This is a genomic window from [Limnothrix rosea] IAM M-220 (assembly GCF_001904615.1).
GTDB lineage: Bacteria > Cyanobacteriota > Cyanobacteriia > Cyanobacteriales > MRBY01 > MRBY01.
On record NZ_MRBY01000010.1, the window covers coordinates 38,290 to 65,011 of the forward strand.

Annotated in this window: 23 protein-coding genes and 1 tRNA gene; 12 read left to right on the forward strand and 12 right to left on the reverse strand. The window is 45.2% G+C overall.

All coding sequences use genetic code 11. The features are described 5' to 3' along the window. Positions 1–6: 6 nt before the first annotated feature. The 4 genes from NIES208_RS06150 to NIES208_RS06165 all read right to left on the reverse strand — a co-directional run bounded on the left by NIES208_RS06150 (position 7) and on the right by NIES208_RS06165 (position 2,640). Positions 7–381: a hypothetical protein gene (locus NIES208_RS06150; RefSeq protein WP_075890804.1), complete on the reverse strand. Its 375-nt coding sequence runs from the start codon at positions 379–381 to the stop codon at positions 7–9. Between the two features lie 9 nt (positions 382–390). After that, complete coding sequence (locus NIES208_RS06155; RefSeq protein ID WP_075890806.1) at positions 391–837, reverse strand: hypothetical protein; 447 nt, start codon at positions 835–837, stop codon at positions 391–393. A 135-nt stretch (positions 838–972) separates the two neighbouring features. Beyond that, a complete protein-coding gene (locus tag NIES208_RS06160; RefSeq protein ID WP_075890808.1) occupies positions 973–1,755 on the reverse strand; it encodes a photosystem II electron transport protein, Sll1252 family in 783 nt (260 codons plus the stop codon). 27 nt (positions 1,756–1,782) lie between these two features. Further along, the gene (locus NIES208_RS06165) at positions 1,783–2,640 is read right to left on the reverse strand and encodes a hypothetical protein (protein WP_139324996.1); all 858 of its coding nucleotides are present in this window, start codon (positions 2,638–2,640) and stop codon (positions 1,783–1,785) included. A 212-nt stretch (positions 2,641–2,852) separates the two neighbouring features. Here NIES208_RS06165 and ftsY point away from each other — a divergent pair, with 212 nt between their 5' ends. Genes ftsY through NIES208_RS06180 form a run of 3 tightly spaced genes read left to right on the forward strand, consistent with a single transcriptional unit; the run spans position 2,853 to position 5,977 of the window. After that, a complete protein-coding gene (ftsY, locus tag NIES208_RS06170; protein WP_235641343.1) occupies positions 2,853–4,499 on the forward strand; it encodes a signal recognition particle-docking protein FtsY in 1,647 nt (548 codons plus the stop codon). Between the two features lie 3 nt (positions 4,500–4,502). Then, the gene (locus NIES208_RS06175; RefSeq protein WP_235641344.1) at positions 4,503–5,054 is read left to right on the forward strand and encodes an adenylate kinase; all 552 of its coding nucleotides are present in this window, start codon (positions 4,503–4,505) and stop codon (positions 5,052–5,054) included. A gap of 5 nt (positions 5,055–5,059) precedes the next feature. Then, entirely contained in the window at positions 5,060–5,977 is a 918-nt protein-coding gene (locus NIES208_RS06180) for a histone deacetylase family protein (protein WP_075890814.1), read from the forward strand. Positions 5,978–6,030: 53 nt separating this feature from the next. Here the strand turns inward: NIES208_RS06180 and NIES208_RS06185 are convergent, their stop codons facing one another. Next, positions 6,031–8,778: a CHAT domain-containing protein gene (locus tag NIES208_RS06185; RefSeq protein WP_075890816.1), complete on the reverse strand. Its 2,748-nt coding sequence runs from the start codon at positions 8,776–8,778 to the stop codon at positions 6,031–6,033. A gap of 343 nt (positions 8,779–9,121) precedes the next feature. Next, positions 9,122–9,847 (reverse strand): type IV pilin-like G/H family protein, encoded by a 726-nt coding sequence (locus tag NIES208_RS19200; RefSeq protein ID WP_075890818.1) that lies wholly within the window; start codon positions 9,845–9,847, stop codon positions 9,122–9,124. A gap of 228 nt (positions 9,848–10,075) precedes the next feature. Between NIES208_RS19200 and NIES208_RS06195 the strand changes: the two genes are divergently transcribed. Next, complete coding sequence (locus tag NIES208_RS06195; RefSeq protein WP_075890820.1) at positions 10,076–11,275, forward strand: argininosuccinate synthase; 1,200 nt, start codon at positions 10,076–10,078, stop codon at positions 11,273–11,275. 204 nt (positions 11,276–11,479) lie between these two features. On the opposite strand, the gene pcrA is transcribed toward NIES208_RS06195, so the two are convergent. Both pcrA and NIES208_RS06205 read right to left on the reverse strand, forming a co-directional pair. Beyond that, a complete protein-coding gene (gene pcrA / locus NIES208_RS06200; protein ID WP_075890822.1) occupies positions 11,480–13,849 on the reverse strand; it encodes a DNA helicase PcrA in 2,370 nt (789 codons plus the stop codon). Between the two features lie 61 nt (positions 13,850–13,910). Further along, entirely contained in the window at positions 13,911–14,339 is a 429-nt protein-coding gene (locus NIES208_RS06205; RefSeq protein ID WP_075890824.1) for a tellurite resistance TerB family protein, read from the reverse strand. A 462-nt stretch (positions 14,340–14,801) separates the two neighbouring features. Here NIES208_RS06205 and NIES208_RS06210 point away from each other — a divergent pair, with 462 nt between their 5' ends. Beyond that, the gene (locus NIES208_RS06210) at positions 14,802–15,887 is read left to right on the forward strand and encodes a DUF3747 domain-containing protein (protein WP_075890826.1); all 1,086 of its coding nucleotides are present in this window, start codon (positions 14,802–14,804) and stop codon (positions 15,885–15,887) included. Here NIES208_RS06210 and NIES208_RS06215 read toward each other — a convergent pair. Then, entirely contained in the window at positions 15,864–16,307 is a 444-nt protein-coding gene (locus tag NIES208_RS06215; RefSeq protein ID WP_075890828.1) for a hypothetical protein, read from the reverse strand. The two genes, NIES208_RS06210 and NIES208_RS06215, sit on opposite strands and share 24 nt — an antisense overlap. A 73-nt stretch (positions 16,308–16,380) precedes the next feature. Continuing rightward, positions 16,381–17,469 carry a PIN/TRAM domain-containing protein gene (locus NIES208_RS06220; protein WP_075890830.1) on the reverse strand — a complete coding sequence of 363 codons (1,089 nt, stop codon included), beginning with the start codon at positions 17,467–17,469 and terminating at the stop codon, positions 16,381–16,383. Between the two features lie 196 nt (positions 17,470–17,665). Here NIES208_RS06220 and hemW point away from each other — a divergent pair, with 196 nt between their 5' ends. The 6 genes from hemW (at position 17,666) to NIES208_RS06250 (ending at position 23,822) form a co-directional block, all read left to right on the forward strand. Then, complete coding sequence (gene hemW / locus NIES208_RS06225) at positions 17,666–18,877, forward strand: radical SAM family heme chaperone HemW (RefSeq protein WP_075890832.1); 1,212 nt, start codon at positions 17,666–17,668, stop codon at positions 18,875–18,877. Positions 18,878–18,962: 85 nt separating this feature from the next. After that, positions 18,963–19,910, forward strand: a complete 948-nt coding sequence (locus tag NIES208_RS06230) for a GDP-L-fucose synthase family protein (protein WP_075890834.1) — start codon at positions 18,963–18,965, stop codon at positions 19,908–19,910. A 214-nt stretch (positions 19,911–20,124) separates the two neighbouring features. Continuing rightward, positions 20,125–20,313: a photosystem II reaction center protein PsbZ gene (gene psbZ, locus NIES208_RS06235; RefSeq protein ID WP_075890836.1), complete on the forward strand. Its 189-nt coding sequence runs from the start codon at positions 20,125–20,127 to the stop codon at positions 20,311–20,313. Positions 20,314–20,447: 134 nt separating this feature from the next. Then, on the forward strand, positions 20,448–20,927 hold the full coding sequence (gene ribH, locus NIES208_RS06240) for a 6,7-dimethyl-8-ribityllumazine synthase (protein ID WP_075890838.1): 480 nt from the start codon (positions 20,448–20,450) through the stop codon (positions 20,925–20,927). Positions 20,928–21,023: 96 nt separating this feature from the next. Then, positions 21,024–21,095: transfer RNA gene (locus NIES208_RS06245), tRNA-Gly, on the forward strand. 192 nt (positions 21,096–21,287) lie between these two features. After that, positions 21,288–23,822, forward strand: a complete 2,535-nt coding sequence (locus NIES208_RS06250; protein WP_075890840.1) for a transglycosylase domain-containing protein — start codon at positions 21,288–21,290, stop codon at positions 23,820–23,822. Between the two features lie 41 nt (positions 23,823–23,863). On the opposite strand, the gene rppA is transcribed toward NIES208_RS06250, so the two are convergent. Both rppA and NIES208_RS06260 read right to left on the reverse strand, forming a co-directional pair. Beyond that, positions 23,864–24,547, reverse strand: coding sequence for a two-component system response regulator RppA (gene rppA / locus NIES208_RS06255; RefSeq protein WP_075890842.1), 684 nt, complete (start codon positions 24,545–24,547; stop codon positions 23,864–23,866). Between the two features lie 91 nt (positions 24,548–24,638). Continuing rightward, positions 24,639–26,249: an Hsp70 family protein gene (locus NIES208_RS06260; protein ID WP_075890844.1), complete on the reverse strand. Its 1,611-nt coding sequence runs from the start codon at positions 26,247–26,249 to the stop codon at positions 24,639–24,641. A 231-nt stretch (positions 26,250–26,480) separates the two neighbouring features. Between NIES208_RS06260 and NIES208_RS18525 the strand changes: the two genes are divergently transcribed. Continuing rightward, complete coding sequence (locus NIES208_RS18525; protein ID WP_139324997.1) at positions 26,481–26,696, forward strand: hypothetical protein; 216 nt, start codon at positions 26,481–26,483, stop codon at positions 26,694–26,696. Positions 26,697–26,722 lie beyond the last annotated feature (26 nt).

A 26,722-nucleotide genomic window follows, 5' to 3' on the forward strand; every position in this document is an offset into this window, starting at 1 on the left:
TTCTAGTTATGTTCCTGTAAAGTCAAAAATTTCAACATCATCATCTGGAAATAATTTGTCAACAGAGTCAGCAATCTCTTGGTTAACTTGATTTAGTCGTTCTTGGAAATCTTGAATCTCTTTTTTTGTTTGATATTTATTTCCTATTCGATCTGCATCTATAAATAATTCTTCGAGGGTGACATCTTCTACTGATTTAAGTAAGTTGATCTGTTTGAGTTTTTCGTACAGCTGAATGACTTTCGCCCAGCCTATATTTCTATACCCTTCTGTTTTTAGTTGATGCTGCTGTTTTTTTGACAGTGCATTTCTATTAATTTTATTTTCTACTTGTAAGTCTCGATAGCTTTTGTTTTGATAAAGCTTTTTCTTTCGTGCCATGTTATTGCTTTACCCTTGTGTTTTACTAAACCATTTTGCTAATTCTCTACGGATTTCACTATCTTCAAATTTTAGTAACTGTTTCATATCAAGAGATAAACGAAGGCGAATTTGATCGATATAAGTTTTTAGTGCCTTATTATCTTTCTGTAGTTCGCTATTAACTTCTGTTAATTCTTGGTTTTTTGAGGTTAAACGTAGGCTTTTAGTTTTAAGTTGCCTATTGACTTCTTGGGTTAGAGTGACTTCCTTTGTTCTTTTTGTCACCATGCCTTTTTGGGCTGCTTGTAATCTTTGTCGTTTATAAAGTTCTTGTCCTGCAAATGAGGAGGAAGCACGTCGGATGATTAATTCATCTGGATTTAAACTGAAGTCGATATCGACTAATGCTCTACTTGCATCTGCTTTTGTCCATCCTTCTGTTACTAATAACTGAATTGCTTCGGCTTTTTTCACAATTTTGATTTAGAGGTATCAAAGTTTATGTGTAGATCATACCTAATGTGGATGGACTTCCTGTAAAGATATGAATAAGTCTATTGAGTAAGGGTTAGGCTGATGATGATTTGTGGGCTACAGGGATTGTTATTTTTAAATGAAGCGAGTCAATTGCACTCGGTAACGTTCTTTTTTTGTCATGTTGACTTCGCCAACTTCTACACGTCCTTTACCTCGTAGAGAAATTAGATCTCCGTCTTTGACGTTGTAGCTCGTCTGGGTAATGGTTTTCCAGTTGACTTTGACATTGCCTTTACTGATGGCATCTGCCATTTTTGAGCGGGACATGCCTAACCCTGCGGAGGCGATCGCATCTAATCTCAAGGAGGCTTCGACGGTGGTTAGTTCTTTCTTTTTTGGGGGGCGAACTTTGAGTTCTTCGAGGGGGAGCGGGCGCGTTTTCACGGGGACGGAACGCACTTGATTTAAGGCGGTTTCGAGGAAAGAGGTAAGTTCGGGAACGACTAAAGCCTGGGCGCCGCGATCGCCGAGCACTAAAATATCACCTACTTTTTCGCGGACTAAACCAGTACCGAGGAGGGAGCCAAGAAAATCACGGTGGGTTGCTGTATCAAATAAAAAATTACCGCTAATATCAATTGCTGCAATTTCGATATGTTCTGGTTCTAGGGGGATTTCGTTACGGGCGATCGCCAGCCGTTGTCGTTCCGCTTGGGGGTAACCGCCGCTTTGTAGAAAATTAAACTCTGTGAGTCGTTTGAGAATAGCAACAGCTTCGTAGAGGACTGGCGGCGAGAGAAAATCTGTCTGTACGATGTCCCATGTCCGAAAAGCTTGATCTGTTTGGTCAAGAATGCGGCTAATTTCGTCGCGATTTTCGACACCTTTGAGGAGATCATCTTTCGGTAGATTCATAGACAGTTGGGCAATGCCCTTGAAAAATTAGTTGATAATGATGTCGATATCTACGTCTACATCTGGATTATTATCCCGATCATCGTAAAGGTAGTCATCGTAGGAGCGGTAACGATAAATTTCCTCGTAGGCTCGGCTCGATAATTCGACAACCATTAGATCATACCAAAAGCCATCTGCTGTCTGTAATTCTGCTAATCGATTCTGGCAATCGTAATAACTCAAGACACCACAAGACCAAGATAAAAGTGATGTGAGATTGGTGCGATCGCCGTCAGGGAAATACCAAGAACTACCAAACCGCGCATTTTCACCGTTGGGGTAGTACCAAGTGCGTCCAAAAGTGGCTTTTTTACCGTTAGGGTAATACCAATTATTACCAAACTTTGCCTTGCGTCCGTTGGGGTAATACCAAGAATTGCCAAACTTTGCATTACGGCCGTTTTGCCACTCTAAAACCGTATTATTTTCGTTGCGATAAAGTTCCGGTAAGTTACACAAAACCTGCTGAAATCCCGACACTTCCGACGCAGAGTTGCTATAGGGGGAATGGGCGATCGCCAACCGCGCCAAAATCGTTGCATCAACACAATCTTCCGAAGCTGAGGCAGGCGGCACAGAAATTAAAACAGGATCAACAGAACGACGGCGAGACGAATAATAAGAATTTTCTTGCACACAATACCGATATTCCAACGTAGCAAGTTCTCGAGTACGAAACTTCGTTTGAGCACGATAATTACGAACCTGCTCACAGGTGCGGAGACTAGGGTAACTGTATTGCTCAGAGAAAATAACCTGTCCTTGGACCACAGCTGAATTGCCGCCCATAAGACCCAATACCATGGATCCAAACACCCAGCCTTTGCACCATAAACTTTTCATGCCATTAATCCCAATGAACGCTTGCACCTCACCTATATCCGCCACTTTAAACTAAAAAAATGCTCTCTAGGTTTCCAGACGCAGCCCAAAGAAAAATGTTCATGCACATGAATTCTTTTAGCCCTGCCTAAATGGTGCGGAAACCCCGCCGTTTACAAAGCAGAATCAAGCCCTGATAATGGATTGAGTACTTTTTATCCTATGGCAATTCTGTGGCTATCTTTGATTGGTTTAAGCGTAAAAAAAAGGATCAACCCCAAGAGGAATCTAAACCCCAGGTTGAAACCCCACAGGTAGAAGAAAAAGCGGCCGAAACTGCGGAGGCTCCTGAAACTACCGCTGCGCCAGAAATCGATTATTTAGCTTTTGCTAAAGCGGCTTACAAAAACGTCCAAGAAAAAAAAGAGCAGGACATTATAGAAGAAACGGCACCGGAACCGATTGCTGAAGAGCCTGCGCCAGAAACTGTTGAGGCAGAAACGGTCACTGAGTCAGAAGCAACGCAGCCAGAAAGGACAGAACCCGTTGCTGAAGTTGCAACACCGGAACCTGAGGTTATTGAAGCCGCTGAGCCTGTAGAAACTGCGCCACAACCGGAACCAGTCCAAGAGGTTGCTCCACCAGAACCTATTCCGGTAAAACCTGAGATCAAACCTGAACCACCTGTTGTGGCGACATCTTCTGTAGAAACGCCTGCGGTGGAAACTACGCCAGCACCTATCGCCGAAGAACAGCCCCCAGAGCCAGAAGTTGCGGCAACTCCTGCGGAAACTAAGCCAATGCCTGCGTGGATGCAGAAGTCTGATGGTTTAGAGAAATTAAAAGAAACGGCGATTGATACTGAAGGTCTAGAGTTTGATGAGGATTTCCTTTGGTCGGCGAAGGTGCTCGCGGATCAGGGTCGTGATGTTGCAGATATTTCCCTCGAAGAAATCGAATGGCTGAAGAAGCTGCGGGATGGTCTTGGTAAAACTCGCCGTAGTCTTGTGAATCAGCTGAAATCTGTGGTGGGTCAGGGCCCGCTCAATGATGATGCTGTGATGGAGATTGAGTCGTTATTGTTGCAGGCGGATGTGGGTGTCGGGGCAACGGACTATATTATTGAAACGCTCCAAGGCAAACTCCGTGAAGAGGCTTTACCTCCTGAAGAGGCGATCGCCTACCTCAAGGAAATTCTGCGCAATATTCTGGATGAGCCTTTATCGAAATTAGAGAATTCGGGTTTTGCACCGGAGGAAGGCAAGCTGAATATTTGGATGCTGACTGGTGTTAATGGTGCAGGGAAAACGACAACCATCGGTAAACTCGCTCACCTTGCGAATCAATCTGGTTATTCCTGTGTGATTGCGGCGGCGGACACCTTCCGGGCAGCGGCGGTAGAGCAAGTTAAAGTGTGGGGCGATCGCACGAATACCCCAGTGATTGCTAATCCCGGCAAAAATACCGATCCAGCGGCGGTGGTGTTTGACGGTATTACGGCGGCGAAATCCCGTAATGCTCAAATTTTGCTCGTGGATACCGCAGGACGTTTGCAAAATAAAAAGAACCTGATGGATGAATTGGCAAAAATCCGCCGTATTGTCGATAAAAAAGCACCTGATGCCAAAATCGAATCACTGTTGGTACTCGATTCTACTCTCGGTCAAAATGGTTTACGCCAAGCGGAAGTTTTCTCCCAGTCGGCTAAATTGAGTGGTGTTGTGCTCACAAAACTGGATGGTACGGCGCGGGGTGGTGTGGCTCTAGCGGTCAGTCAACAACTGGGTTTGCCCATTCGGTTTATTGGGGCGGGTGAAGGTATCGAAGATCTGCGTCCGTTCTCCAGCTACGAATTTGTTGAAGCTCTTTTAGATGGTTAGGTCATGATGCGTCTCATTCTGCTTGGTGGCCCCGGTGCGGGCAAAAGTACCCAGTCAAAATTTCTGTGCGAAAAATTTCAGCTCCAGCGGGTTTCTGTAGGGGATATTCTCCGGCAGGCGATCGCCGACCAAACTGAATTGGGTAAACAGGCTGAATCTTATGTTAATGAAGGAAAACTGGTTCCCGATACTTTGATTATCGATTTGATGCGCGATCGCCTGACGCAACCGGATATGAACAATGGCTGGGTTTTAGAAGGCTATCCCCGCACTGCATTTCAGGCAGAAGAATTAGATTTTTTATTAGACGATTTACAGCAAACGTTAAACAAAGCCATCTACTTTAAAGTGCCTGAACAGGTTTTGAGTGAACGTTCCCAAGCTCGTGGTTTAACTGACGATACCCCCGAAGCAATTCGAGAACGATTGAAAGCTTTTTGGGAAAGTACCGAACCCATTCTGGATTATTATGCCCCGCGCCAAAAGTTGTTAGTTGTTGATGCTGGACAAGAAATTAAAACAGTGAGTGAGATTTTAGTAAATGAGTTGGGTTAAAGATCGTGATTCATCTCATTTATTCAGACCAATTTTTAGAACATGACACCGGAAGACCCCACCCCGAAAGTTTCCGTCGCCTAGTTTCGATTACGACTGCTTTAAAAGAGGTTGCGTGGGCAGATCAACTGCAATGGCACGAGCCAAAATCTGTTGCTGAACGAGATCCATTACCTTGGATTTCCAAATTACATTCACTGGAATATCTCGAAAAATTAAAGGCGATCGCCGAATCTGGTGGTGGAAATTGGGATCCTGATACACCCATTTCACCCCGCAGTTATGATGTCGCGTTATTGGCGGTAAATGCTTGTCTTGATGGTATTGATTTAGCTATTGAAACTGGCGAACCCGCTTTTGCTTTAGTGCGTCCCCCCGGTCACCATGCCGTAAAAAATGATGCGATGGGATTTTGTTTGCTGGGAAATGTGGCGATCGCCGCCCATTATGCCTTGAGTGTTGATCAGATTAATCGCGTGGCAATTTTAGATTGGGATGTGCACCACGGCAATGGCACAGAGTTTCTAGTCGATTACAATCCCGCTATTTTCTATTGTTCTTTGCATCAATATCCCGCCTATCCCGGCACTGGTAAGGCGACCTTTACGGGCGAGCACAACAACGTGCTCAATATTCCCATGCCCGGCTTACAAAATGGCATGGCCTACCAAGCCCAATTCGATAATCGTGTGATGCCCCGCCTGCGGGAATTTAAGCCTGATTTTTTAATTGTGAGTGCAGGTTACGACGCGACAGAAAAAGACCCCCTCGCCGGTATGAATTTGCAACCCAATGATTTCAAGCTTTTCACTGAATATTGCCAAACTTTAAATTGTCCGATGTTATTGGCCCTAGAAGGTGGCTACCATCTCAAAGCCCTTGCTGAGTCAGTCATTGCGACTCTCGAACCTTTTGTCATGTAGGGGCTTAAGGTCTGTCAGATGTCTTGACTTTGATGGCCTTGGCGATAGGAGATTTATAAACCATTGCCAATCAAGATAAATGGTGACCAGTAGTAAGGATGGGAGGTATTCGGAATGCTATCGTCAATCTCTAGCTCGCCCCGAATCATGGCAATTTGGGCTTGGCGTAGGGCTTCAGATTTACTGCTCCCGGATAGTAAACGGCTATAAAAATCATTCATCAAAGCTTGCGTCCCGCCGTCAGACACTGACCACAGTGAGGCGATCGCCGCCTTTGCCCCAGCATCCTGCATGAGATAACCAAATCCTAGAATTTCTTCGCCATTACCCATTTCACCACCAACAGCGGTTTGGCAGGCACTCAGCACGATTAGTTCAACATTAGTCAAAAACCAAGAGTTCTGAACTTCTTCGAGGGTGATGCGATCGCCGTTGCCCATCAAAATAAACGAATCCTTTGGCTCGCCGGGCACAAAAGCCGCGTGGGTTGCAAAATGCACAATATTAAAATTGTCCATCAGTGGCACAGTGTCGGCAGCGTTAAAATTTGAATCAAATAATGTGGTGGTATTAGGAATTGTCGAGGCAATATTATTGACTTCGACACCCGCGAAGGGTAAGCCAGCAAAGGAAAAATCCCGCTGTCCCGCCTGAAACTTATATTCACCTTGGGTGAAGGCTCCCGCCAAAATATTGAGAATATTAGGGGGTTGGCTCGTAAAGTCAGTCAAGCTTGCCGCCGTAATATTATTTACCCGAAAGCGCTCTACCAACCAGCGATCGCCATCATTGAGCGCGACTAGAGGCACGTAACGCAATTGATCATCCGGTGCATAGATAATGGTGGTTGCGCCTGTTGCCTGCAAATCCCCTTCGATCGGTGCAATCAGCCAGTCATAAAGTTGACGAGCGGGCTCGATAACGGTATTGCGACGGGTAGATGTTAAGCCTTGGCGCATAGATTCAATGGTCGAATTAAGTTCTTCCCGCGAGACATCAACGGTACGACGCACAGGCGGGGCGAAAGGGCTTGCGACAATAAGTTCCAGACGATCTTCAAGGACGAGGGGATATAAAATCACCGAGCGTTCATCAAGGCTGCGTAAATTATCGGCGATATGTCGCAACGTATTGAGACCTAAATTTTGTTCGCGGGCTGTGGCACTGACATCCTGTAAGGCGGCTCGTACCTCTGGGCTGCGACTGAAGGCGCTAAATTCACGGGTTAAATCCTGTTGTAATGTGGTGATTTCAGTAATGCGTTGTAATTGTGCTGGAGTCAGTTCGACTTGGGGAATACGGCGCAATGCTAAAAGTTCTTTACCGAGGGCGATCGCCTGATCTTTGAGAGGCTGATAAACTGCCAAAACTTTTTCTTCGGCGGGTAATGTTGTCACAGCTTCGACGGTTGTTGCATTCGCTTCGACGCGTCCACCCCTGAGATATTCATCAACTTCCTGCACTTTTAATAAATCAACCGCTTGCTGGGCTTCCGCTGGGCGATCGCCACTCAACAGTAAATCTCCCAAGCGCCGATAAACAGGCGAAAAAACCTTTGATGGCGTTGAAGCGTCCCCCAAAATTTCTGACAACTCCGCACGCCGCGCCTCAAAGACTTGCACCGCTTGCTTATAAAACAAAATGGCTAATTCCTTATTGCCCAAAACATTTTGAGTTGCGCCCATCTCCGCCAAAACCTCGGCTTCTAGCCCGCGCAAACCCATTTGGTTGTAAAGCACTGCCGCCTGCTGGAGAAAATCAAAGGATTCGGCATAATTACCGCGCTGCTGTTGACCAATACTGAGATTCCGCAGAATAGAGCCTTGTTCTGTCAAATCTCCAACTTGCTGTGCCAAGCCAAGGGCTTTTGTATAAAGTTCCACCGCCGTTGTGTGATTGCCGACCTGTAGCTCTAACGAACCGAGGCGATTTAGGAGTTGTCCCCGCTGACGCAGAAAATTAGCCGTATTTTGCGTAGCTTCAAGGGCTTCTTGGTAGGACTGTTTTGCTTGGGGGTATTCCCGCTGACGTTTCTGCAAATCACCGAGAGACAAAAGTATTTCACCAATCGCGGCTTTATTGTCAGCAGAACGAGCCAGTTGCAAAGCTGAACGATAATTTTTAACCGCTTCTAAAAAATTGCGTTGCTGTTGGGCAAGATCGGCAATATTTTGGCGTGCTAGGATTTCACCTTCTGGATCATTTAAAGCCTGAAACGTACTCAGAGCATCGTTATAAAAACCTTGGGCTTGAGCTGTATTCACCACAGCTTGCTCCACTTGACCGAGGTAGATGTTGCTGTAGGCAATGACACGTTGTTTTTCAGGATTCGTATCGGCTAAAGACTCAAGTTCGGCGATCGCCTGTCGATAGGTTGCGCGAGCATTACTGGTTCCACCACTGGCAAATTGAATTTGACCGATTAAGTTTAGACTTTGGGCAATTTGGAGGCGATCGCCACTTTTTTCGGATAATTCTAAAGATCGTTGCGCGTAACTGAGAGCCGGGTGTTCCTCTCCGATAATGGGAATAATCTCCCGAAAAATATCTTTAGCTGTGTTGCGAACTAAAGTTGCCACTTCTACATAAGTTTGCTGTGCTAAGTCCGTTTGCCCCTGCTGAGAATAAGACTGCGCTTGACTTTCCAGAGCTTGAACTTGTTGTTGGAAAGAACTAATGGACTCCGCCTGAGCTACCAGAATCACAGTTTGCCGGAGCGGGATATCGACCATACCAAAAGTTGAGCCTAGATAAAAAGAGGCAACTATCCACCGTTTCCACAACTTAGTATTAGCCACCATCAACCCGGCTCCTATCTATTTAATATTAGAGATCCTTATTACTTTAGTTGTAACTATCAATCAGATTGTTTCCATCACTTTTCGCGTAAATCTTTAGATGCTTTATCGAGCAAGACTTTCATTCTCTGTATCTTGTCATCGATGCAAACTATAATTTCCCTGCCACCGAGCAACAGAACTAACAGCACAATAAACCATCAACTTTTTTAATTTAAGACACAAATAAACAAAAAAGCGCAACCACATTGCGCGGTTACGCCTCTCTTTAAATTGTGTTGAGCTTAGATTCTCTCAACAAAAATACTCTTTTAAGAAAATCTCTAGCTAGGTGAATAGTTCTAAGTTACTGACCAACGTTCTGAGCATTGCGACCAACATTAGCTTCCTCATCCGCTGCAACATCTCCTCGACAACTGACGTCAACATCAGGACCATCTAAATCTTCGATTTCAGCATGCAGAAAATCAAAGCCATTTGTACCATCTGAATTAGCAATACTTAGATCTTCTTCTTCACAAAGAACCGCGATAGTTGTAGCTTCATTAGTACCATCACCGGGGACTAGCAGTGCAAGACCCATATAGTCGCGAACAGCCTCTTGGTTCGAAGCGATTGCAAATGCAGTGGAGTAACTGGTATAACCATCAAATCCATTTCTGTCAGCCTTATTTCCTTCTGCGTAGGTAGTGCCACCTGTTTCTACACCACCACCAGCGGTAAATCCAAGAGAATCATCAACATTGGCAGCAGTATAGCTATTGGTAAGATTAGAGTTACCGTAAGAATAGTTTTCAGTCGCAAGTTGTAGACCGAGACCGAGACCAAAGATATTCTCAGAGAAAAGTTGCTTCTCTAGGTAGTAGGCTTGCTGACCACGGTTGATCGCACCGAGGGCTTGCTTTGCTTCAGATTGACGCGCTTTGTTTGCTTGGTTCAAGAACGCAGGCAGGGCAATAGCGGACAAAATACCGATAATGATGATTACAACGAGAAGTTCGATGAGGGTAAAACCTTTTGCAGACTTCTTAGCGTTTAGCTGCTGAAGGAGTTGATAGTAGAAATTTTTCATTGGGGGTTCTCCGTCGGAGTGAGTAGAATTTTCTATCCGTTAGACCTAAGTTACCCAAGCTCACAAAATACACATCACTTTTTTTAAAAAAATTTTTGCCCCTAACCAAATCTCTTGTGTCAGCATTTACTGATAGCTCCGCAAGTCTTGCAATATCAAGCTTTTTCCACGACAACAGCACGTTATAATCTGCCTTGATTCACGTTCAATAGAGTGGTGGTTAAAATTATGGGTCGCGCTGACAAAGTTGTCTTAGCCTATTCTGGCGGTGTTGATACATCTGTCTGTATTCCTTACATGATGGAGGAATGGGGGGTTAAAGAAATTATTACCCTCGCGGCAGATTTGGGTCAGGGTGAAGAGCTTGGTCCGGTAAAACAAAAGGCTCTTGATTCTGGTGCTTCTGTTTCTCTTGTGGAAGATGGTCGAGAGGAATTCATTACGGATTATGCTTTTCCGGCGATTAAAGCCAATGCTCTCTACGAAAATCGCTATCCCCTAGCAACGGCTTTAGCGCGCCCTCTGATTGCAAAAATGTTGGTGCGGGCTGCGGACAAGTATGGTGCCGATGCGGTTGCCCACGGTTGCACGGCAAAGGGTAATGACCAAGTTCGTTTTGATTTGGGAATCTTGGCGCAAAACCCTGATATTAAAGTGATGGCTCCGGCGCGGGAATGGGGCATGAGCCGCGAAGAAACGATCGCCTATGGTGAGCGATTTGGCATTCCTTCCCCTGTGAAAAAGTCTTCTCCTTATAGTATTGATAAAAATTTGCTCGGTCGCAGTATCGAAGCGGGTCCTCTCGAAGATCCGATGTGCGAACCTCCGGAAGAGATTTTTGAGATGGTAAAGGCCATTTCTGACACACCCGATGAGCCTGAGTACCTTGAAATTGGCTTTGAAAAAGGTATTCCCACAACCGTTAATGGTGAAGCCCTCGCACCAATTGAACTTATCGAAACCCTGAATAAGATTGTCGGTGGCCATGGCGTTGGTCGCGTAGACATGATCGAAAACCGTGTTGTCGGCATCAAATCCCGCGAAATTTATGAATCTCCCGCCATGGAAGTGCTGATCAAAGCCCACCGTGATCTCGAAAGTTTGACACTGACTGCGGATGTCACCCAATACAAACGCGGTATGGAAGAGACTTATACTCACATGATTTATCGTGGTTTGTGGTTCTCTCCTCTCAAGCAAGCTCTAGATGCATTTATCGAGCAAACTCAAGAACGTGTTTCCGGTGTCATTCGCATCAAACTCTTTAAAGGCAACGCAACGATTGTGGGTCGCCGCTCCGAAAAGTCTATTTATACTCCTGACCTTGCAACCTATGGCGCAGATGATAAATTTGACCACAAGGCAGCGGAAGGCTTCATTTATATTTGGGGTCTACCGACTCGCGTTTGGGCACAGGCCAATAAGTAATGTCTCGTTAACCACGACGCTTTTAACCAAATAATATTTTAGATTTTGTGCTCTAACTTTCCCATAGAAGGTTAGGGCTTTTTTTTGTGCTGGAAATCTTGTGTGGCGATCGCCTTCTGTTTATCCTGATTAGCGCGTGGAAAACTTGCTCTCTACATCAAGTTCATTTAGAAGAATATTAATCATCTACAGGCAATACACATCCTAGATTTTTTCCATGGGAGCAACACGGGGGTCGATAATCTTTTTGCCAAGGTTGGGAAATAAAATCGCGAGATTAACTTTCTTGCCATCACCGAAAATGTGGGTAACTTCCCCTTCCCCAAAGGTATTGTGATTGACGCGATCGCCCACTTCCCATTTTTGCTGGAGGATTTGGGCACGGGCAGTTTGGCGTTCACGGCGTTTGGTTGAGCGTTGTCTTTGGCTAATAGATGGCTTTTTCGGTTCTTGGCTGGGGGCTTCTTTTTGAAGCGATCGCACATTGGTCACAACCAAATCTTTCGGGAGTTCAGCCAAAAATTGTGATGCGACAGCAGGTTCGCGGTAACCCCACATATATCGCTCGCGGGTATAGCTCAGAAAAAGTTGCTCCTGGGCACGGGTTACACCGACATAACAAAGACGACGTTCTTCTTCTAATGCCACCGGATCGCTGATAGAACGTTGGTGCGGAAATAAACCCTGTTCGAGTCCAACTAAAAAGACCACAGGAAACTCCAAACCTTTTGCAGAATGGAGTGTCATCAATGAAACTTGTTGCGCTTCATCATCGAGATTATCTAGATCAGAAGCCAACGATGCATTCTCTAGAAATCCCCCCAAACTAGCATCTTCATTTTCATCAGCAAACTGCAACATTGCGTTATACAGCTCCGAGATGTTTTCTACGCGGTTATCGGCTTCTTCTGTCCCCTGCATTTTTAAGGTGTCAATGTAGCCGGAATGTTCCATGACATGGTCGAGAATATCTGCGCCACGCATATCGTTGATTTTTTCCTGCATTTCCCGAATCAAGCTCGCAAATTGATTGATTTTTTTTGCGGCTCGGCCACCGATAGTGGCAACAGACGTTTCATCATTCAGGATTTCCCACAACGGACAACCTAATTCCTGTGCTGCATGGTTCAATCGATCTACTGTCGTTTTACCAATACCACGCTTTGGTGTATTAATCACCCGCATCAAACTGACTGAATCTGCTGGGTTGGCGATCGCCTTCAAATAAGCCAGAGCATCCTTAATTTCTTTGCGGTCATAGAACTTAAACCCACCCACCACCTGATAGGGAATATTATTGCGAATCAGAAGATCCTCAAAGGGGCGGGATTGAGCATTAGTACGATAAAGAATCGCAAAATCCCCCCAATCCAACTCCGGATTATGGCGGCGCAGACCCTGCATTTGCCCCAACACAAAGCGCGCCTCATCATTTTCGTTATCAGCCTTGTGGCAATAGATTTCTTCCCCAGCTCCCCGCGTTGCCTTAAGCACCTTATCAATGCGTTGACTATTTTGTTCGATCAGTGCGTTGGCAGCCTTGAGAATATTTTCCCGGGAGCGATAATTTTCCTCTAGCTTCACCATTGTCCGCGTATCTTCATCCGGTAAACCATCGCCAAAATTCTCTTGGAATTCCAACAAAATCGTATAGTCTGCCATCCGAAATGAATAGATCGATTGGTCAGCGTCTCCCACTGCAAACAGTGATCGATTTTTCCAAGTCCACGCCGCTCGATTAGTTTCATTATTAGTGCTCAGCATCCGGATCAAATCGTACTGAATGCGGTTCGTATCCTGATATTCATCCACCAAAATATGGTGAAATTGACTGTGCCAATACCCAAGAATTGATTCATTTTGCTGAAACAAACGCACCGGAATCAAAATTAGATCATCAAAATCCAACGCATTATTTGCCGCTAAAGAATTTTGGTAAGCTTCATATACTTCCGCCACAATTTTTGCTTTGTAGCCGCCCCCTTCCGAACGCATGTAATCATTGGGTGATAGACCTAAATTTTTAGCATTACTAATCTGATAGCGGATATTGCGGGGATTAAATTTTTTATCGTCTAAATTGAGCTGTTGGGTAACAATTTTTTTGATGAGGGTTTGCACATCGCTGTCATCAAAGATCGTAAAATTTCGTTGCCACGTTCTGCCCTTTTCATCTTGGTATTTATTAATATCAAACCGTAAAATTCGGCAGCACAAACTATGGAATGTGCCAATCCAAAGATGCTTTGTGACTTGTTTATAGACCTGAGACCGTAGCTTTTTTTGTTCAAACTCAGGTAACGCAGTAAAGGGTTTGTTGTGGTGGAGTTCTGCTAATTGTTGGGCGTAGAGGAGTTCTACCCGCTCTTTCATTTCGCGGGCGGCTTTATTGGTAAAGGTCACCGCCAGAATATTTTCCGGGTCAACGCGGTGTTGCCGGATGAGATTAGCGATACGAAAAGTCAGGGCACGGGTTTTACCGGAGCCTGCTCCTGCCACCACCAACAATGGGCCACAAAAATGCTCCACAGCACGACGTTGGGAAGGATTTAGCGTAGCGAGCAGGTCAGACATGAACAGCCGTTGGATAGAAAATTAAGGACTCCCCATTGTAGAACATTGGCTCTCGCTAAATTTAGTCTGAGTCCAGTTCGGCGATCGCCCCACGGTACATTTTTTGGATAGATTTGAGCACTTGCTGTAAGGGAGACTTGCCGTTTTTCACTTCTGGTTCCAAAGCTTGGATTTTATGGAGGAGCTTTGCCTCTTCCGTATCAATGACGCTATCGCTATAAACAAGTTTGCTCACGGCATCAATGAGTTCTTGATATTCTGCTTCGGTTGCTTGATCACCGACATATTCCTCAACGAGGCGATAACATTCGTCAGGTTTTGTTTGAACTGCTTCGGACAGTAAAGCCCGAATTTCCGGGTCTTCACCCAACTGGTGTTGCTCGGCCATTTTATGGAGATATTGCCGTTCTTCCTGCTGAATTTCGCCATCGATCCATGCAGCACTACAAAGAATTTTAAAAAGTTGTTTATTCTTATCGAGGGTTTTCATTGTTGGTTTCGGGGGTGATATTTACAAGTCAAGAAATCGGCAACCCCGGCGATCGCCCTAAGGTGATATGAGCTTAAAAACACCTCTGGCAGTATGGATCGTTGTCATGTTCTTGATTATTTCTAGGCTAAACCTGCTTTCTATGGAGTGGGAGTTTCTGTTGGATATCTTTGAATATCTTAAGAAAAGGGCTCTTTAATGGGACGGTCTAAAAAAGAAGGATCAAATCTACCCATTACCTGAGCAACTTTTTTTAAGGGAAACATAAATTATTTACAGGAACAATTTTGATTTACTAATTAGGAGTAACTAAAAAAATAGTCTTTTAATTTCTGTCAAAATCCATCTTTTTTACGGTGATTTTTCGTTAAGGATGCTAAGATTTCGGGCAAATAGGCAACTATTTCTCGTTTCAATTGTCTGAAACAAAGGTAGAAAACTGTATCTGACTGAAACAGAACTATGAAAATTCGATTCCCTTTGTCTTTACTGTTGGCAAGCGCGACAATGTACTTCGGTTTGTGGGGCAACTCACGCGCTGATGCCAGTTTATTCGGAGCTAACCCAATTCATGAGTCTGGAGCTGTAGCGATCGCCGTGCCCATTAATGACGGGGAGTCGTACAATCTGGTAATCCTAGAGCAGCTTAACCAACAACGGCAATGTTGGCGTGAACAGGGTGATAGTCCAACGGTTATTGACCCGTTATTACTCAATTTTGATTTCACTGGTATTTGCGGACGCAGCACAGATTCTAATGGCTATTCTGTCCGCCTAGGGGGCGAGGATATGGGGTGGCGATATGATTTGCGCCTTGTGTTTGAACAGAGTGAATTGAAATTAAAAGCGTTTAATACGGACAACCCGTGGCGATCGCCCATTGAAGTGGGAAGTACTAAAGGCCTAGGGTCAGGAATGCTAAAAATTCATCTCAACGAAGGCTGGACATTAGGGAAACGAACCTATGAAGGCAAAGAACTAGGACATATTTATATGGTCAATGGGCGCTCTGTGAATCAACTCATTGCAAATGTACCCAGTCGTAGTTCATTTTCTAGTTCTAGACCAACGACAACTGCAGCTAGTCAACAGGTCGAAGTTGCCTCAACCACCAAGGCGATTCAGATTTTTGTGCCACCATCACAACCTACGGCGATCGCCGTACCCGATGCCCCGACAGCTCAGCGAAGTAATTTATCTCTTAATACCAACGGCTTAGCACCACTACCCGTTCCCAACAGCGCTATCCCCACCCGTAACTCTGACTCATCTGGCTATGTGCGATTAAACTCTGTCACTATCCAGCCCCCGCCGCCACCCATTTCTTTAGCACAGTCTCTCGGACTGAAATACAAAGTAGTCGTTAATGCAACATCTAATTGGCAAAAAGAAAATCTTAAAAAAGTTGTGCCCGATGCGTTTCACACTTGGGTCGGCGATCGCCGTCTAATGCAAGCCGGAGCCTTTGCTGACGAAGTCGAAGCCCGTGAACTCCAAGAACGCTTACGAGAAGCGGGCTTTAGCTCAGAAATTATCTCCATTCACTAGACGATCCACAACCTCAGGCAAATCACGAAAGACCCTAGGAGAAAGCTTTAGGGTTCTAATTTTAGGAACACCGACATCAAGGGCATAGTACTGGCCTAAACCAAAAATTCCTTGCTTTTTTTCGAAACGACTAATGTCTCCCCAAGGCACAAAAATAGCTGGATATCCTAAACGAAATAAAACAAAGGGACTAACATACAAACCCTCTGCATTCACCCCAATATCAATACAGTTGCGATAGCGAACAATGCCAATATAGGCGGTGGTCATCCACGTTGTTTTTCCTTGAAATTTACGATGATAGCCATATTTTTGGGCAAGTTTATCCCAGCCACTGAATTTAATAAACAGGAATAAATTGATCGCTAAAACAACAATAAAAATCCCGACAAAAGATGTCAATGGCAGAAAATCCAACATATTTTATCAAAGGGTAATATCAAGGGCGATCGCCACCTAATATCACAACAAAAAACACAAAATCAAAATTTTTTTAATCCCGTGATGTTGCCACAGAAGAAGATAATTTTGCAAAAATCATCCGGCCAGCAGAAGTTTGTAAAGACGAAGTCACCGTCACATTAACATCCTCACCCATAAACTTCTCCGCCTCCTCAACCACAACCATCGTGCCATCTTCAAGATAACCAACACCCTGCTTTTCTTCCCGCCCTTCCTTAAGGATTTTGAGATCAAGGCCATCGCCGGGCAAATAAATAGGTCGAATCGCTTGGGCTAAATCATTAATATTGAGAATTTCTACACTTTGAAGATTAGCAACCTTTTGAAGGTTGTAATCATTGGTCAGTAAAACACCATTAATCTCTTGGCTAAGGTGTACTAATTTCGCATCGACAGTGGCAATATCATCATAATCAGCAGGATTAATGGTGATCCGTTTCGGAAAACGATTTTGCATACTTTGCAAAATATCTAAACCACGACGACCCCTTGCTCTTTTTTGATCATTACTCGCATCTGCCAACTGTTGTAATTCGTTTAAAACAAAAATTGGGACAAGGATTTGTCCTTCAATAAAACCCGTTTTTAGGAGCTCTTCTAAACGGCCGTCAATAATGCAACTTGTATCAACGATCTTTGTGGGGGCTGGACGTAATGTCCCCTCTGCCACGAGTAATGTATCAAGGCTATTGGGGTTAATGAGACGTAAAAAACTACGGCCATGGACATCGGCTAAACTTACGCCAAGGTAAGCAAAACTGATGCTACCGAGGATCGCAAAGGTTGGTTTTAAAAAGCCAAATTCTGTGGGAATGGGCAAAAGAAAAATAGGCGCTAACATCAAATTTGCTACCAACAGACCAATTACCAAACCCACGGCACGGGTAACAATAATCTCGATGGGAGTCTGACGAAACTGGGATTCGAGGCGACGATAGGTACTCTGGGCAAGTAAGCCGACGGATAGTCCTAAAAGTGATGCAAATCCTGCCCCAATCCACCGGAGGGCTTCGATATTGGAAGCCTGATCGCGTATTGAAGCGGGCAATAGGTCGATAAGGTCAAACCCAACAAGGGCGATCGCCACGACAAAGATAAGGACAAGGAAAACATCAAACATAGGCTTAGATCCATCTACAAATCCCATGTTTTACGGGAAAGCGGGAATTTTAAGGATAATTCAAAGATAATAATGTCCTCATTATATCGATGAGGTTTCCTGAAGTTTTGATTTAGTGACCATCTTCACAAATAACAAAATTCTTGGGGATTCTAGACATTTCAAGGTCTGCTTCACTCAACAACAATCAATCGCCATGAATGAGTTCCTTTCAGATCCCGTCACAAGTGCCTATATCCATTTACCTTTTTGTATTCAGCGGTGTTTTTATTGTGATTTTGCCATTTCTGTTGTGGGCGATCGCCCTAGTGATGGTATTCGCTTACGCATGGAGGAATATGTTCAGTGGCTTTGTCGGGAAATCACCGCAACGCCCATTTTGGGTGGAGAACTAGAAACAGTTTTTTTTGGTGGCGGTACACCTTCACTCCTGCCCGCCGATCTATTGGAGAAAATTTTAGGGGCGATGCGGAAAAAATTTGGGGTTTGTAGCTCAGCTGAAATTTCCCTAGAAATTGATCCTGGTACCTTTTCTTTAGAACAATTGATCTGGTACAAAAATATTGGCATAAATCGTGTAAGTCTTGGAGTACAAGCTTTTCAGGACTGTCTACTTCAAAATAGTGGGCGATCGCACGCGGTAATAGATATAGAGAGTGCGTGTGATCACATTCAGCAGAGCGTGATCACTTGGAGCTTGGATCTGATTTCTGGATTGCCCCATCAAACCCTCGATGATTGGCAGGATTCTTTAGAAAAGGCGATCGCCCTCCAGCCTCACCATATTTCTAGCTACGATTTAGTTGTCGAACCCCAAACACCCTTTGGCAAACAATACGAGCCGGGCGAGAAACCCCTACCCTCCGATCAGCACACCGCCGCAATGTACCGTTTAGCCAGCCAAATGCTCCGAGATGCTGGCTATGACCATTACGAAATCTCCAATTACGCTCAACCCGGCTATCAATGTCGCCATAATCGGGTGTACTGGGAAAATCGTCCCTATTACGCCTTCGGTATGGGAGCCGCAAGTTTTACAAATAACCAAAGATTCTCCCGTCCTCGCACCCGCCGTGAGTACTACACATGGGTGGAGCAATATGAACAGAGCCAAGGCAAGCTTGATGTAGAGCCCCTAGATCCGGGCGATCGCCTCCTCGAAACCCTCATGCTAGGATTTCGTCTCACAAAAGGCCTATCTTTTTCCCATTTGACCGCCGAATTTGGCCAAAGTGCAGTGAATCAGATTCTAAAAATTCTTCAACCTTTTATAGATAAAAAGTGGGTTGTGATTAGCAATAACAAAGACGGCGATCGCCAAACCATCGCCCTAACAGACCCAGAAGGATTACTGTTTTCCAATACGATTCTATCCAAGTTGTTCCAGCACCTCGACCCAGACCTCTAAACACTCCGGGAATCTTTATCACAGCTTTGTAAGCAGAGCAGAATACATTAGGTAGAATAGGCACGAATTTCCCAACCGGATTACTATGATTGACCTTTCCCAGAAAAAAATTCTTGTTACAGGCGGCGCAGGCTTCCTCGGTAAACAGGTTGTACAACAACTGATTGAAGCAGGTGCGCAGGCTGAAAATATTACTGTACCCCGCTCAAAAGACTACGATCTGTGTCAACTAGAAGCCTGTCAAGCAGTAGTCAAAGGTCAAGACATGATTGTCCACCTCGCCGCCCATGTCGGTGGCATTGGTCTTAACCGCGAAAAACCAGCAGAGCTGTTTTACGACAACCTGATGATGGGCACACAGCTCATCCATAGTGCCTACCAAGAAGGTGTGGAAAAATTTATTTGTGTCGGGACAATCTGTGCCTACCCAAAATTTACCCCTGTCCCCTTTAAAGAAGAAGATCTGTGGATTGGCTATCCCGAAGAAACCAATGCCCCCTACGGCATTGCGAAAAAAGCCCTATTAGTGCAGCTCGAATCCTATCGATTGCAATATGGCTTTAACGGCATTTATCTACTACCCGTTAATTTGTATGGCCCCGAGGACAACTTTAATCCCGCTAGTTCCCACGTTATCCCTGCCCTAATCCGCAAGGTTTATGAAGCCCAACAAGCAGGCGCTACAGAACTTAAAGTTTGGGGAGATGGTAGTCCCACAAGGGAATTTCTTTATTCCACTGATGCAGCCCGGGGCATTGTTATGGCAGCTCAAAGCTACGATAGTTCTGAACCGGTTAACCTAGGGACTAATTTTGAGATTTCCATCAAAGATCTGGTTGAACTTATTTGTGAGTTGATGGAATTTACAGGTGAGCTAATCTGGGAAACGGATAAACCCAATGGTCAACCCCGTCGCTGTCTTGATACCCAACGGGCAAAGGAAAAGTTTGGCTTTGAAGCCCAAATGAGTTTGCGTGAAGGTTTAAAAAATACAATTGACTGGTATCGCGATAATGCAGCGGCGATCGCCTAAAGAGTCAACGAGGCGGTTTTAGAGATGAAAATCCGAGGAGTCACCCACAGTTTTTTTCATCTCGAACCCTTGCATAAATAGCTCATTTCTGATCCAATACGTTTTAAACTGGCCAAAGTATTGATACTATAAACAGGATAAAATCGTAAGATTATCAACACTTTTACATCCTGAACCCCACTCGCTTGCTGTCTTGGGAGGAATTTATTCAAAAATGACTATTCTATTTCAACTCGCTCTTGCTGCCTTAGTTGGCTTATCCTTTTTGATGGTAATCGGCGTTCCCGTTGCCTACGCTTCCCCCAGTAACTGGGAACAGTCCAAATCTTTGATCTACGTTGGCTCCTTCGCTTGGCTTGCCCTCGTTATTGCCGTAGGCGTACTGAATTTCTTTGTGATCTAGATTCAGTGTTGTCAGTTCCGAACGACTTTTGATTACTGATATAGAAGAGGCACAATTGTCCCTGTGGAATGTCCCAGCTAGATTGAGCCTCTTTGTTTTTGCTTGTTCTTTAAATTTCAGGTTAATTCATTACCATGACTACCTTTGAAGGTACCTATAACGACAACACCCAAGCCCTTAAGTTAGCAATTGTGATTGGGCGATTTAACGATCTTGTGACCAGTAAATTATTAGCCGGTTGCCAAGATTGCCTCAAGCGCCATGGTGTGGATGTAAGTACCGACGGCAAACAAGTTGACTATGTTTGGGTTCCTGGTAGTTTTGAAATTTCTTTGGTGGCCAAACGCCTTGCTGCTTCCGGGGAATATGATGCTGTGATCTGTTTGGGTGCAGTCATTCGTGGTGATACACCTCACTTTGATTACGTTGCAGCGGAAGTTTCAAAAGGTGTTGCAGCAGCAGGATTCCAAACGGGAGTGCCTGTAATTTTCGGTATTTTAACAACAGATACCATGCAGCAAGCCCTAGAGCGTGCGGGCATTAAAAGTAATCTCGGCTGGGGTTATGCCCTTAGTGCCCTTGAAATGGCGAGTCTTTTAAAAAAGCTCCCTTAAAAGTGATTTGCCTTGGAATAGAATAAAAAAAGTCGGCGATCGCCCTTGACATGTGTTTTTTTCTTTGGCATATTAGTATACGTGCTCAACACACATGCGGGTATAGCTCAGTGGTAGAGCGTCACCTTGCCAAGGTGAATGTCGCGCGTTCGAATCGCGTTACCCGCTTATCATTTCAGATATGGATCAAACTTCTTAGGTTTCCATAGGTTTAAAAGAATCTATTTTTCCTAGGAAAGGTATAGGTATAGGCTACAATTTTCAGGAAACTTTGCAACTTATTGTTTTGCTCTTGCGGATTTAGGGAGCAAATAATTGCACCTTAGCCCATCTGTTGGGTCAAAATTAGAGGAATTGAGTGTGTTTAATTTTTCCAAAAAATCAAAGGCTAAACCGCAAGCTGTAGGCCAAAATACGACTAGTGAAGCTGCGGGTATTCAGCCTTGGAGCGAATCAAACACCACGAATCAAACGATGGATCCAAAACTTTCTGCTTTGGTAGATGGCAAGACAGCCAATGAACCGCCTGAGCCAGACAAAAGAGAGGGGAAGAAGAAGTCCCGTTGGCTACTGTGGGTCTTAGCTGGAGTAATGACGGGGGCAGGCTCTAGTGGTTATGCCCTTTATCGGGGTTGGGAAGAGTTAGAAGCCCTTGTGCCAGATAATGTTAATCAGGTTTTGATTTATACCCGTCCGGGGACATTGGTTGTAGAAGCTGCGGACGGTACGGTGATTGAAGAAGTGGGGCCTGTTACCCATGAGCGAGTCAAAATTTGGCAGGTTCCAGAGGTTGTTTCCCAAGCTTTTATTTCTAGTGAGGATCGTCGCTATTACGATCATTTTGGTGTGGATATGCAGGGGGTTGCACGGGCGGCCTATGCAAATTTCCAAGCGGGTGAAATTGTTGAGGGGGGTAGTAGTATTACCCAGCAGCTTGCTCGTATTGTTTTTCTCAATCAGGAGACAACGGCTATCCGTAAGTTGAAGGAAATGCGGTTGGCGACGAAATTAGAGGAACAGTTTACGAAGGAACAAATCCTTGAAAGCTATTTAAATTTGGTTTACCTAGGCTCTGGTGCCTATGGTGTGGCCGATGCGGCTTGGGTTTATTTCGGGAAGAGCCTTGATGAGTTGACCCTTCCTGAGACGGCAATGATTGCGGGTCTTGCGCCGGCACCGAGTCTTTATTCGCCCTTTGTTAATCGTCAAAAGGCTTTGGTGCGTCGTAATCAGGTGCTTTACCGGATGCAAGAGGATGGGTTTATTTCTGAGGCGGCTTTGGAGCAGGCGATCGCCATTCCCCTAGAAACAAATCGTCAAGTACCTAAGCGATTGCTACGCAAATATCCTTATTTTAGTGATTATATTCAAGCTGAATTGGATCGGCATTTAACGCCTGAGCAGTTGGCTCAAGGTGGTGTGGTCGTTGAAACGACAATTAATCCTGATTGGCAAGAATGGGCGGAAGAGGTTCTTAAAGAAGGGATCGAGAATTACGGGCGTTATCAAAATTTCAAACAAGCGGCCATTGTTAGTATTGATCCACGTAATGGTCAAATTAAGACGATGGTGGGTGGTTTAGATTTTGAGAATAATCAGTATAATCGTGTAACTCAAGCCCAACGCCAGCCGGGTTCAACCTTTAAGACATTTGTTTATGCGGCGGCGATCGCCTCTGGTATGTCCCCCAATGCAACCTATGTGGACAAAGAATTTAAAGTGGGTGACTATAGACCGAAAAATTATTCAGGAACTTTTAGTAATGCGTCCCTCACCCTCACGGAGGCGCTAACGCAATCGATTAATACAATTGCCCTGAGTGTGATGATGGATGTTGGCTGGGATCCCATTATTAACTTGGCTCAGCAGATGGGCATTCGTTCAGAAATGCAGCCGACCTATTCTCTGGCTCTCGGATCATGGGAAGTGAATCTATTGGAGATTACATCAGCCTATGGAACCCTCGCTAACAAAGGTGTTCACCAAGCGAACTATGGTATTAGTCGCATTCTTGACCGTGACGGCAAAGTCATCTATGAGGCGGAGGGGAGTTCCCGTCGTGCCCTTGATGAGAATAGTGCGGCGATCGTAACGTCGATGTTAACGAAGGTCGTTTCTAGTGGTACAGGCCGTAATGCAAATATTGGTCGCCCGGTGGCGGGTAAAACAGGTACAACCGATAAAGCTCGCGATCTTTGGTTTATTGGCTATATTCCCCAGGTTGTAACCGGGGTTTGGATCGGAAATGATGATAACCAGTCAACTTGGGGATCTAGCAGCACCGCAGCCCTGATGTGGGGCAATTTGATGTCTAAAATTACTGAGGCGATCGCCGTTGAAGATTTTCCACCATTGCCTAATCTCAGAAACCGTGTGGGATCCATCACTGCTCAACCCCTGAACCAAAGGGACAAAAAGCAGCTCTCTCGCAACGAGTCCAAACGCGAAAAAGAACAAAAGCGCGAAGAGCAACAAGAAAATGAAAATAAAGCTAATCGCTCTTCTCAATCTAGCGGTGGGACTTCTAGCCCCACTAATGAAACTCGTAATGATGGTGGTGGTAGTGGTTCACCTTCCCAGCGTCCCCCTCGTGTGCGGACACCGGAACCTAAATTTGACTATACGAAGCGATCGGACACAGTTCCTCCCTTTATTCCTTTAGAAGAAACAGCTCCAGCTCCGTCTGCTGCGCCGACTCCTGCGCCAGCACCTGCTCCTGCACCGACTCCTGCGCCACCTACAGCTTCCCCCACACCAGCGCCTCCTAGTCCGACACCTGCTCCAGCGCCAGCTCCTGCTCCTGCTCCTGCTCCTGCGCCAGCACCTGCTCCTTCATCCAATGTGGATATTCCTGCGCCACCTGTCACCCAGAAAAAGGCTCCTTCGGAGGAGTAATGGTCGTTGCAGTTTAATGAGTTGCCGTTTAGTTTTAAGGGTTATGTATCCTGTAGGCCAAAGTAATATCCTTTACCATAAACGGTGTGAATCAGTGGGCGATCGCCTTTCGTTTCGACTTTACGGCGGAGTAGACGAATCAAAGCGGCGAGAACATTACTACTCGGCGGGGCTTCATCTTGCCAGAGGTGCTGATAAATTTGCTCGTGGGTGAGGAGCTGCTCAGCATTTTCCATAAAGTAGGTGAGTAATTGCAGTTCGCGGTCGGAGAGACGAATCATTCTCCCATTGCGATAGGCGACTTGATTTTCTTTATCGAGATCGAGATCCGCAATTTTTAAACGTTCTTCTGGAACTTCGAGGATCGGCGATCGCCGTAATAGTGCCCGCACACGGGCCAGTAGTTCTCGCAATTCAAACGGCTTAACAAGATAGTCATCAGCCCCCGCATCTAAACCTTGTACGCGGTCATCCACCGTATCCTTAGCCGTCAAAATTAAAACAGGTGTTGCTTTGCCTGTGGCGCGCACCTTTTGGCAAATAGTGAGGCCAGAATATTCCGGCAGCATCCAGTCGAGGATCAATAAATCATAATCCTTTCCTTGGGCAAGCTGTAGACCACTTTTGCCATTTTTTGCCGTTTCAACGACGTATCCTTCCCGCTCTAAAACTTGGCTCAAGGCTTCCCGTAGTTCTTTTTCGTCATCGACTAACAGAATGCGCATGAGGCTCCAGACTCCATGATTAACCACGCCTTTTATTATGGAGGAAGTTGTGGAGAGATCTATGTTTACAGTGATTGACAATGGGAAAATACTAGCTAATTTCAGCGACTTTTTGGTTTTCGAGGAGGGTGACATTACGCAGTAAATCTTCAACCGTAACTCGTAAACAGCGATCGCCGTCCACAAGGAATTGCAGTTTGATGCGATCATTCCCCGGATAGCCGACTGGATCGAGCTTTGCCACTGTGCGTGCCCCGTCGCGATCATTGAGGGGTTTGACATTGGTTTGACCCTGACCTAGGGTTTTGGTCACAAGGCGATCGCCATCAAAATAAATTTCTGTGCCCATACTTTGTTTACCTAGCTCGCCGATGATCAGCTCAATGCTTGGCTGTTGCTCCGTCGATGCACCGAGGGTGATTTCGATGGGTTCAGACATGGGGTAGGGTTGCCCTTGGGGAATAATCGGATGCCAATCGTGGCATTTATTACGGCGGTTCCAGTAGCGAATACCGTAGCTGTGGTAGAGAAAATCTTTTAGTTCAAAACCTTGGGCTAACTGTAGAGCCCCGGCGGCGATCGCCCCGAAAGGATTATCGTTTTTAATTTTTTCTTCCAAGAAATAGGACTTTAACCAAGCCTGTACCGCTGGAATTTGGCTAGTTCCTCCCACAAGTAACACCGCCTCAATATCCTCCTTACTTACCCCATTACGCCGCGCCTGTTGTAACAACTGCTCCATCAATCCATCGAGCTGCCCGACAAAGCCCTGTTCTTGTAAAATCCCTTCAAACTCTGCTCGTGTCAGATTTAGCTCAATACTTTCAAAAGTTTCAGCGTTGTAATAAACCTCACTCGCCTTATTTTTTTCTGACAGCTGAATTTTTAGGCGTTCGACGAGCCGTAAACTGAGGGCATCTTTCGGTAAATTTTGCTGTTTTTGAAAATAGTCAAAAAGCCAATTATCGAGATCAGAACCCCCTAGATTTTTGCCAGCCTTAGCAATCACCTTTGCGGTTCTTGCTTTTTGAGCACTACTATCAGCGTAGGATTTTTTTGCCCAACGCATAATGAAGCCCGTCGGTTTTGTTTGACCTTGGGTGAAATTTAGTTCTACTAAAGAAAAATCGACTGTCCCCCCCCCAAAATCAACAACGAGTACTTGTTTGAAGTTTTGCTCCAGCGCACCATAGCCGAGGGCTGCGGCAGTGGGTTCATCTAAAAGTTGAATTTTGTCGATGTCAGGCAAGGTGGCACAGACTTCTGTGAGCCAGCTCCGGTATGCTTCGAAGCTATCAACGGGGACGGTCATCACTAGGCTATCTAGGGTTTCTGATTGGCGTTGTAATTGTTGGAATACGTCTCCGAGAAACCAACTGCCGAGTTGTTCAAAGGTTATTTGTTTGCCGTCTAGCTCTGGTAAAAAGCCTTGCATCGTTGTGCCGATTCCCCGTTTAAAGTTGCGGTAGAGTCGCTGTTCTGGATGTTGTTGTCCGTCTAGGCCGCGATCGCCGAGGGCTTGACCGATCACGACTTTTGATTGTGATGCATCTTCGACATAAATTTGGCTGGGAATGAGGGGAGGATTATTAACCAGCTGCTGAGATAGTCGATCAAGGGATAAAACCTCTGGCTCATTTTTAATGGCATTCCAGCGGGTTATCAGGGTATTACTTGTCCCAAAATCAATTGCGATCGCCATAGTCGCCTTAGTTTTTCCTTAACTCTAAAAAGTCACCAGAGTATTGTACCGAGTTCAGCTCTAGCAAGGCGAGTGATATCAGTCACTAGTATCCTTGATGTTTCTTCTTAAATAGCTTTGGTTTTGTCACCGAGGTGATGGACAAAATTCACCGCCTAGGCTTTTTGGTATCACATAGAAGAGCGGGCGATCGCCGTAAACTAGCCTGTATCGTCACTTTTTACTGATTTCATGAACGTTCTCGAAATTTGCCAAGAAGCTGTAACTACGGGTTTTATTTCCTCTGACCTCGCCTATAGATTAAGACAGCTACTGTGGTTTAAAAATCTTTCTAGTGTTGAATTAGCAACCCTTGAGTTTGTTGCTCGTCGCATTGATGCTGGCAAAATCAGAATCTCATCTGTATCAAATCACGACATGAGTCGGGAATTACAAAGGGTAAACTAAAGGACGCAACCTCTTAAATTTTGTCA